The 7,963-nt window shown below is 67.5% G+C and carries 7 protein-coding genes; 4 read left to right on the top strand and 3 right to left on the bottom strand.

Translation table 11 applies throughout. From position 1 onward, the window contains the following. Positions 1 to 71 precede the first annotated feature (71 nt). Positions 72 to 1,040 (top strand): alpha/beta fold hydrolase, encoded by a 969-nt coding sequence (locus tag A5650_RS19885; RefSeq protein ID WP_067295394.1) that lies wholly within the window; start codon positions 72 to 74, stop codon positions 1,038 to 1,040. Here A5650_RS19885 and A5650_RS19890 read toward each other — a convergent pair whose 3' ends face one another. After that, complete coding sequence (locus A5650_RS19890; RefSeq protein ID WP_067295397.1) at positions 1,041 to 2,393, bottom strand: flavin monoamine oxidase family protein; 1,353 nt, start codon at positions 2,391 to 2,393, stop codon at positions 1,041 to 1,043. It abuts the gene before it with no gap. A gap of 19 nt (positions 2,394 to 2,412) precedes the next feature. On the opposite strand from A5650_RS19890, the gene A5650_RS19895 reads away from it, so the two are divergent. Together A5650_RS19895 and A5650_RS19900 are read left to right on the top strand one after the other, a co-directional pair. Next, on the top strand, positions 2,413 to 3,402 hold the full coding sequence (locus A5650_RS19895) for a TIGR03617 family F420-dependent LLM class oxidoreductase (protein ID WP_067295401.1): 990 nt from the start codon (positions 2,413 to 2,415) through the stop codon (positions 3,400 to 3,402). 40 nt (positions 3,403 to 3,442) lie between these two features. After that, positions 3,443 to 4,918 carry a flavin-containing monooxygenase gene (locus tag A5650_RS19900; RefSeq protein WP_067295403.1) on the top strand — a complete coding sequence of 492 codons (1,476 nt, stop codon included), beginning with the start codon at positions 3,443 to 3,445 and terminating at the stop codon, positions 4,916 to 4,918. Between the two features lie 62 nt (positions 4,919 to 4,980). On the opposite strand, the gene A5650_RS19905 is transcribed toward A5650_RS19900, so the two are convergent. Both A5650_RS19905 and A5650_RS19910 read right to left on the bottom strand, forming a co-directional pair. Beyond that, positions 4,981 to 6,093 carry an Rv3169 family protein gene (locus A5650_RS19905; RefSeq protein WP_067295404.1) on the bottom strand — a complete coding sequence of 371 codons (1,113 nt, stop codon included), beginning with the start codon at positions 6,091 to 6,093 and terminating at the stop codon, positions 4,981 to 4,983. Next, complete coding sequence (locus A5650_RS19910) at positions 6,093 to 7,226, bottom strand: phosphotransferase family protein (RefSeq protein ID WP_067295409.1); 1,134 nt, start codon at positions 7,224 to 7,226, stop codon at positions 6,093 to 6,095. Before A5650_RS19910 ends, A5650_RS19905 begins: the two co-directional genes overlap by 1 nt. Before the next feature lie 43 nt (positions 7,227 to 7,269). Between A5650_RS19910 and A5650_RS19915 the strand changes: the two genes are divergently transcribed. Further along, the gene (locus tag A5650_RS19915; protein ID WP_067295412.1) at positions 7,270 to 7,872 is read left to right on the top strand and encodes a TetR/AcrR family transcriptional regulator; all 603 of its coding nucleotides are present in this window, start codon (positions 7,270 to 7,272) and stop codon (positions 7,870 to 7,872) included. Positions 7,873 to 7,963 lie beyond the last annotated feature (91 nt).

Raw genomic sequence — 7,963 nt, forward strand, 5'->3', positions numbered from 1 at the left:
CACACGGTTGCCGCACACTGTTAGATAAGCTCACTTACGCGGCAACGTTGCCGAGATCGAACGGAGCGCACATGGCCACTGGTCCCCGCAGCCGGTCGAGGGTTCACACCTTCGCCCCCGCGCAGTCCCTGTCACCCGGTCGCGCCGTTGAGGTCCGCTCCAGGGACGGCATCCGCCTGCACGCCGAGGTCTTCGGACCCGACGACGGCTATCCGATCGTGCTGGCCCACGGCATCACCTGTGCGCTACGGGTGTGGGCCCATCAGATCGCCGACCTGTCGCAGGACCACCGCGTCATCGCATTCGACCACCGCGGCCACGGCCGCAGTGAGGTCCCGACCCGCCGCGGCGCCTACAGCCTCGACAACCTGGCCGCCGACCTCGACTCCGTGCTGGAGGCCACGCTCGCACCCGGTGAACGGGCGGTCATCGCGGGTCACTCGATGGGCGGTATCGCGATCACGTCATGGGCCGAGCGGCACGCCGCACGCGTGACCGAGCGTGCCGACGCCGTCGCGCTGATCAACACCACCACCGGCGATCTGTTGCGCAATGTCCAGCTGCTGCCCGTGCCCGCGGCGCTGGCCAACGTCCGCGTCCGCACCGCAGGGACCCTGTTGAAGACGTTCGGGGCGGTGCCGGTGCCGCGCGCCATCCACGGCCCGAACCAACGTTTCCTGTCGATGCTCGCGGTGGGCCGCGACGCCGACCCCGCGATCACGGCGTTCGTACACGAACTGTTCGCCGCGACCCCGCCGATCGGCCGCGGCGGGTGGGCCCGCACCCTCGTCGATCACCTTGGCCCACAACACATCGCGCTCAACAACCTCGTCGTCCCGACGCTGGTGATCGGCAGTGAGAAGGACCGGCTGCTTCCGGTGACGTCGTCGCGGCGGATCGCCGAAGAGGTGCCCAACCTGACTGAGTTCGTCGAACTCGCCGGCGGGCACTGCGCGATTCTGGAACGCCCTGACGAGGTCAACAAGCACCTGCGCGGGCTGATCGCCTCGGTCACCGCCGAGCGCCGCATCAGCTCCTAGTCAGCCCGCCAGCGCGTGGTGCACCTCGTCGGCGGCGCGCCTGCCCGAGCGGACGGCGCCGTCGAGGAAGCCGGTCCACGTGTCGGCGGTTTCCGTTCCGGCCCAATGGATCCCGTTGACCGGTTTGCGCAGCCACGGTCCGTACGTCGTCCACGATCCGGGAGGTACGGCAGCCGTCGGCCCGCCGGGCGCGAACGGTTCGGCGCTCCAGCAGTGGTCGAGATAGTCGATCGGCTCGAGGGCGGCATCGCCGAACAGCGCCGCGAAGCCGGACAGCGCGCGCTCCCGGCGCTGCGCGGGAGGCAGGGAATCGAACGAGCGGGCGTCGACGAAGCCGAGCAGAATGCCGGGACCCTCCTCGGAGGGGCTGACGTCGAACGTGATGAACACCGGTCCCTCGTCGGAAAGCGCCTCTCCCGAGAGGCCTTTCGGGCGCCAGAACGGCGTCTCGTACGCGGCGTAGGCCTTGCTCAGGTTGCCCTGGGGCCAGTGCTGCGCGAGCTTGCCATACTCCGCGGGTAGGTCGGGCAGGAATTCGATCGCCTTGCGGTGTTCGGGCGGGATGGCGACGACGACGGCTTTGGCGCGTACGGCGCCCTGCTTCGATGTCACGGTAAGCATTCCGTCGCTGTGGGTTTCGATGCTGCGGACCGGGGCGTCGAGCACGACGCGCGAACCCAACGCCTCGGCCATCCGCAACGCGATCTGCTGGGTGCCGCCGGGAAAACGGCTCTGCTGCGCACCGCCCTCGACGTCGAGCATGCGGTCGAGCCCGCCCGCGGCCCTGACGTAGCGCACGGCGTGCAGCATCGACACCGCGTCGGGTTCGCAGCCCCAGGTCACCCGCGACATGATCGCCATCAGGTCCCGCGTGCCGGCGCTTGCGTGCACCGACTTCAGCCAGCCGTCGAGCGACAGGGAGTCCAGGGCGTCGGCGTGCGGGGCGGTCCACGGCGCCTCGACGGCCACCCGCCGACACGCGCGTTCGAAGCGCCACTGAATGCGCGACACGTCGAGCAGTTCGATGATCGACAGCCGGGGAATGGTGCTGCGGTACGAGCGGACTCGGCCGCGCCAGCGGATCAGGTTCTTGCCCTCGCTGAAGGTGGGCACCGTCTCGCAACCCAGCTCGGTGGCCAACTCGCCGACCGCGTCCTGGCTGGGTCCGACGAAGGTGCCGCCGAGGTCGACGGGAACACCGGCGATCGTCGCCGTCGACGACCGTCCGCCGACCCGCTCGCGACCCTCGAGGACCACGACGTCGTAACCGAGCCGGACCAGCTCCCGCGCCGCCGTCAGCCCAGCGAATCCGGCGCCCACCACGACCGCGTCGGCACTGCCTTGCAACCCCACGCGATTAGGCTCTCACGGCGTGAAGGTCATGACAGCGTTGTTCGGCCCAACCGATGCGATCGAACGGGCGCGACTGCTGCGTGACGCGGGCGCCAGCGGCGTGTTCACGTTCGAAGGACCGCACGACGTGTTCGCGCCCCTGACGCTGGCGTCGACCGTGGACGGCCTCGATCTGATGACCAATGTCGCCATTGCGTTTCCGCGCAATCCGATTCAGCTCGCCCACCAGGCGTACGACCATCAGCTGCTGGCCAAGGGCCGCTTCATTCTGGGCCTCGGCACGCAGGTCCGCGCGCAGGTCGAGAAGCGCTACGGCGCGGCGTTCGACCGCCCCGTCGCACGGATGAAGGAGATGGTCGCCGCGCTGCGGGCGGTGTTCGCCGCATGGGAGACCGGCGAGCGTCTCGATTTTCGCGGCGAGTACTTCCGGCACACGCTGATGACCCCGACGTTCAACCCGGGTCCCCATCCGTACGGCCCTCCGCCGATCTACCTCGGCGCGCTCGGCCCGCGGTTGACCCGCGCCACCGCGGCCGTCGCCGACGGTCTGCTGGTCATGCCGTTCGGCTCGAAACGGTTCCTGCACGAGGTGACGATGCCGCAGGTGCGTGCGGGCCTGTCGGAATCGGGCCGGTCCCTCGACGACTTCGCGCTGGTGCCCGAGATCATCGTGTCGGTGGGTGACGACGATGCGGCTCATGACGCAGCGCGCCGGTTGTTGGCGTTCTACGGCTCCACGCCGGCCTACCGCCCGGTGCTGGACGTGCACGGGTGGGGAGATCTGCAGCCGGAGCTGAACGCGATGTCCAAGCAGGGCCGGTGGCAGGAAATGGCGACGCTGATCGACGACGAGGTGCTGCACACCATCGCCGCGTGCGGCACGCCGGACGAGATCGCCGACCACATCCGCGACCGCGTGGCCGGGGTGTCCGATCGCATCTGCCTGTACCAGCCCGGACCCATCGCGATGGACGCGTTGTCCGAGATCGTCGACGCGCTGGCGGCTTGACTCCTATGGTGGTACTGAGCGGGACCAAAGGAGGTTGCGGATGAGTCGGGACGAGTATTCCGACGTGCTGATCATCGGGGCGGGTATATCGGGAATCGGCGCGGCCTACCGCCTTCAGGAGAAAAACCCGGGCGCGACCTACAAGGTGCTCGAGCGGCGGGCGCGGATCGGCGGCACGTGGGATCTGCACCGGTATCCGGGCATCCGCTCCGACAGCGACATCTTCACGTTGAGCTATCCGTTCGAGCCGTGGACGAGACCGGAGAACGTGGCCGACGGCCCCGACATCCGCGAATACCTCGTGCGGACCGCGCGCAAGCACGGCATCGACGAACACATCCGGTACAACACCCATGTGCTGTCGGCGGACTGGGATTCGTCCACCGACACGTGGACGGTGCATGCCGAACAGGGCGGCGCGCCCGTCACGTACACCAGTCGCTTCCTGTTCTTCGGCACGGGTTACTACAACTACGACGAGCCCTACCGACCGGACTTTCCGGGCCTCGAGGAATTCAGCGGCGAGGTGGTGCACCCGCAGCACTGGCCCGAGTCGCTGGACTACGCGGGCAAGCGGCTTTTAGTCATCGGCAGCGGCGCAACGGCGGTGAGCATGATCCCCTCGCTGACCGAGAAGGCCGGCCACGTGACGATGCTGCAGCGCTCGCCCACCTACATGCTGTCGGGTCCGCGGGTCAATCCGATCGTGCAGGCGCTGCGCAAGGTGCTGCCCGGCCGCGCGGGCTACTGGGGTGCGCGCATCTACAACACCATCTTCACGGTGTTCATCTACGCGTTCGCCAAGGCGGCGCCGAAGCTCAGCAGGCGCTACATCCGCAGCTACGCAAAGCGCAACCTGCCCAAGGGTTATCCGGTCGACGTGCACTTCAAGCCGCGCTATGACCCGTGGGATCAACGGCTGTGCGCGATGCTCGACAACGACTTCTACGACGCCATCAACACCGGCCGCCTCGATGTGGTGACCGATCAGATCGACCACATCGATTCGACGGGCGTCGTGCTGCGGTCGGGTCAGCGGATCGACGCCGACATCATCATCACCGCGACGGGGATACAGCTCCAGGCGCTCGGCGGGGTGCTCATCAGCATCGACGGCGAAGAGGTCAAACCGCAGGACCGCTTCGTCTACAAGGAGCACATGCTCGAGGACGTGCCGAACCTGGCCTGGTGCGTGGGCTACATCAACGCCTCGTGGACGTTGCGCGCCGATCTGACCGCCCGCGCGTTCGCAAAGCTGGTCTCCTTCATGGACTCTCACGGATACACCCACGCCTACCCGCATCTGGGTGACAAGCCGATGGCCGAGAAGCCGGCGTGGAACATCAACGCCGGCTACGTGCAGCGTGCCGCGCACGTGCTACCGAAGTCGGGCACGCACCGGCCGTGGAACGTCCGGCACAACTATGTGCTCGACGCGATCGATCACCGGCTCGACCGGATCGAGGAGTCGATGGTGTTCGGTCGGGCTCCAGTGCGGGTGACCCCGGTCGCCTGAAAACGCTTGGCGATTTCGGTGCACTTCCAGTCGCTGAGCGATAGGTAGTGCACCGAAGTCACTCAGTCGGCGACGGTCAGCCAGTCCTTGAAGCCCGACGGGTCGTGCCGGCCGAGCGCGCCGTGTTCGAACAGGCCCCAGCCCTCGCGGGTCTTGCCGCCCTCGGTGCATTCGGCGCGGCCGACGTGGTCGATCACGCCGAACATGCTGCGGCCGTTGACCGCAGGATCGGTCATGTCGTAGGTGAGGCGTTCGCTGAACTTGTCGCCCTTCCAGACGCCGTGTAGCCAGTCCGAGTCGCCGCCGTAGCCGCCGCCGATGTGAATCGGCACGGCCAACTTCGACTCGACCTCGAACACCAATGGCGAGCCGTCCGGAGTGGTCGCTTCGATGGTGGCGCCGTAGGGGATTCGCGTTCCGGAGGTGTAGTGGATCTTCACCCGCGGCCAGCCGAGTTGTTCGACTCGGCCGTCGCGCCAGATCCGGGTGCAGTCGTTGAGGCTGCGGAATCCGCTGGGGTCCTCCTGGATGATCATCACGATCGCGAACTCGTCGAACGCCATCGGCACGTACAGCCACCACATGCCCTCGAACGGCGGATGGGCGGGCCTGCCCGCGGGTTCGGGTTCCCCGATGGGGCGGATACCCCAGGACCGGTCGCGGCTCCCGATCCACACCGACGGGTCGACGGCGATCTCCTCGCCGTCGATCGCGATGACGCCGCTCCATGTGCCGACCTGCGCGAAACGCTGTGCGTCCAACGTGATTCGCGTTCCGGTGCGCAGCACGTGGCGCTGTTCCTGCACGACGTCGAACAGGCCGTTCCACGTGAGGTCGACGGCGATGCCCTCGGTCTCCTCGAGCACGATGCGCAGTTTGTGCAGCGGTTCGGTGACCTCAACGCGGTAATCCAGCACGTGCTGGTTGAGCCGGTCGCTGTCGATGCCGTCGGACAGATGCACCGCAGTCTGGGTTTCGCCGCGGGCAACCAGTACGAACGCGTCCTTCACCCCCAGGTTCGGGTAGTACCCGATGCCGGTGATCAAGAAGATGTCACCCGTGCGATCGTGGGCGTTGAAGTACGACCGGTCGTAGAAGTTGCGGTCGGAGTTCCCCGGCCAGGCAATCGGTTGGGGGATCTGGTGGATCGGGAATTCGTCGGCGGGGCCCAGCATCAGGAGTCATCTCCAATGAGTCGTTTCAGCAGTGCGCCGTGGTAAAACAGCGATTCGACGTCGTCGGGCTGCTCGATTTCCCCGAAGCGCACCCGTCGCGCGCTGGTGCGCATGAACACGCACGCCCAGATCACGCCGGAGTAGACGTAGAACCAGTGCGGGTCACCGAGTTCGACGCCGGTGAGCGCCGCGTAGGTCTGCTTGACGTCCTCCTCGCGCATGAAGTCGGGCAGCCCCGGCAGTCCGGCCAGGCCCGCCAGTTCCTGGAACACGTTGTGCGCGAATATCATCCATGCCGCATCCATCTCGCGGGGCCCGAGGGTCGCCATCTCCCAGTCGAGGACGGCGACCGGCTGGTAACCGGAGTACAGCACGTTGCCCACGCGGGAGTCGCCCCAGACCAGGACCGGATCGTTGGCCGCGGCGTCGGCGGGCCAGTTGGCCTCGAGCCAGTCCAGCGCGCGTTCCACCAGTGACGAGCGACCAATGTCCGGGACGGCGAACCGATACCAGTCCTGGAGCCAATTGAGGTTGCGCCGCAGCGCATTGCGATCGGATCCGTCGTCGAGGAAACCGAACACCTTCTCTGGCTCCGGGATCGAATGCAGCTTGGCGATCACGCCAACGGTGGCGTCCTGCAGCTCGCGCCGCTGTTCGGCGGGGGAGTCGGAGAACCAATTGCCGCCGAAGGTGTAGGGCATCACGTCGGGTGGCACCCGGCCGTCGACGTAGTCCATCAGGAAGAAGGGCGTCCCGAGCACGTCGCCGCTGTTCTCCAGCCACCGCACCTGCGGCACCGGAACGTCAGTCTTCTCCTGCACCAACCGGATCACGTCGAACTGGTGATCCATCCGGTACGAAGAGAACACCGGGACGTCCTCGGTGGTCGGCGCGACCCGCGCCACCCACTTCTGTTCCTGCGGCTGGCCGTCGGCGGCCCACCGGCCGGTGAGGATGATCGTCTCCGACGACATCCCGTTGGCGTCGACGCCGCTCTCCACGGTGATCTCGGGGGCCGCCCCGCCGGGCAGGACGGTCGACAACCACCGCGACATCACGCCGGGCAGGGAGCTGAGGTCGCGACTCGAGTGTTCTAGGCGGCTGACATCTTCGACAGCCGGTTCATTGGCCACAAGCTCTTCTTTCGACGGTAATTACGATACGGTGGGTAGCGTTATGAAACCAGACGCGTCATCGGTTGACAAGGCCCCGGGCGCCGGGCGCCCCCGCGACCCACGCATTGACGCTGCCATATTGCGCGCCACCGCGGATCTGCTTGCGGAGATCGGGTATTCGAATCTGACGATCGCCGCGGTGGCCGAGCGGGCGGGCACGACCAAGACGGCGCTGTACCGCCGGTGGTCGAGCAAGGCCGAGCTCGTGCACGAGGCGGCGTTCCCCGCCGCGCCGACCGCGATCGCCACGCCGCCCGGGAATATCGCCGCCGACATCCGCGCCATGCTGGCGGCCACTCGCGACGTGTTCTCGAGCCCGGTGGTGCGCGCGGCGCTGCCCGGCCTGATCGCCGACATGGTCGCCGACGCCGAGCTCAATGTGCGCGTGATGGACCGGTTCACCGGGGTGTTCGCGGCGGTCCGCAATCGGCTGGCCGACGCGGTTCAGCGCGGCGAGGTCTATCCCGACGTCGATCCGGACCGGCTGGTCGAGGTGATCGGCGGCGCGACCCTGCTGCGGATGCTGCTGCGACCGGGCGAGCCGCTCGGCAACGACTGGGTCGAGCAGACCACCGCGATCGTGGTCCACGGCGTCGTGGCATAGCTACTCCTCTGTTCCGCGAGCGTGCATTGCTCCTATGTCAAGCGGCGATGCGATGGTCGGTATTTCCGGCGTTGCGGTGGGTGTGTTCGTC

Source organism: Mycobacterium sp. 1164985.4, assembly GCF_001668575.1.
Classification (GTDB): domain Bacteria; phylum Actinomycetota; class Actinomycetes; order Mycobacteriales; family Mycobacteriaceae; genus Mycobacterium.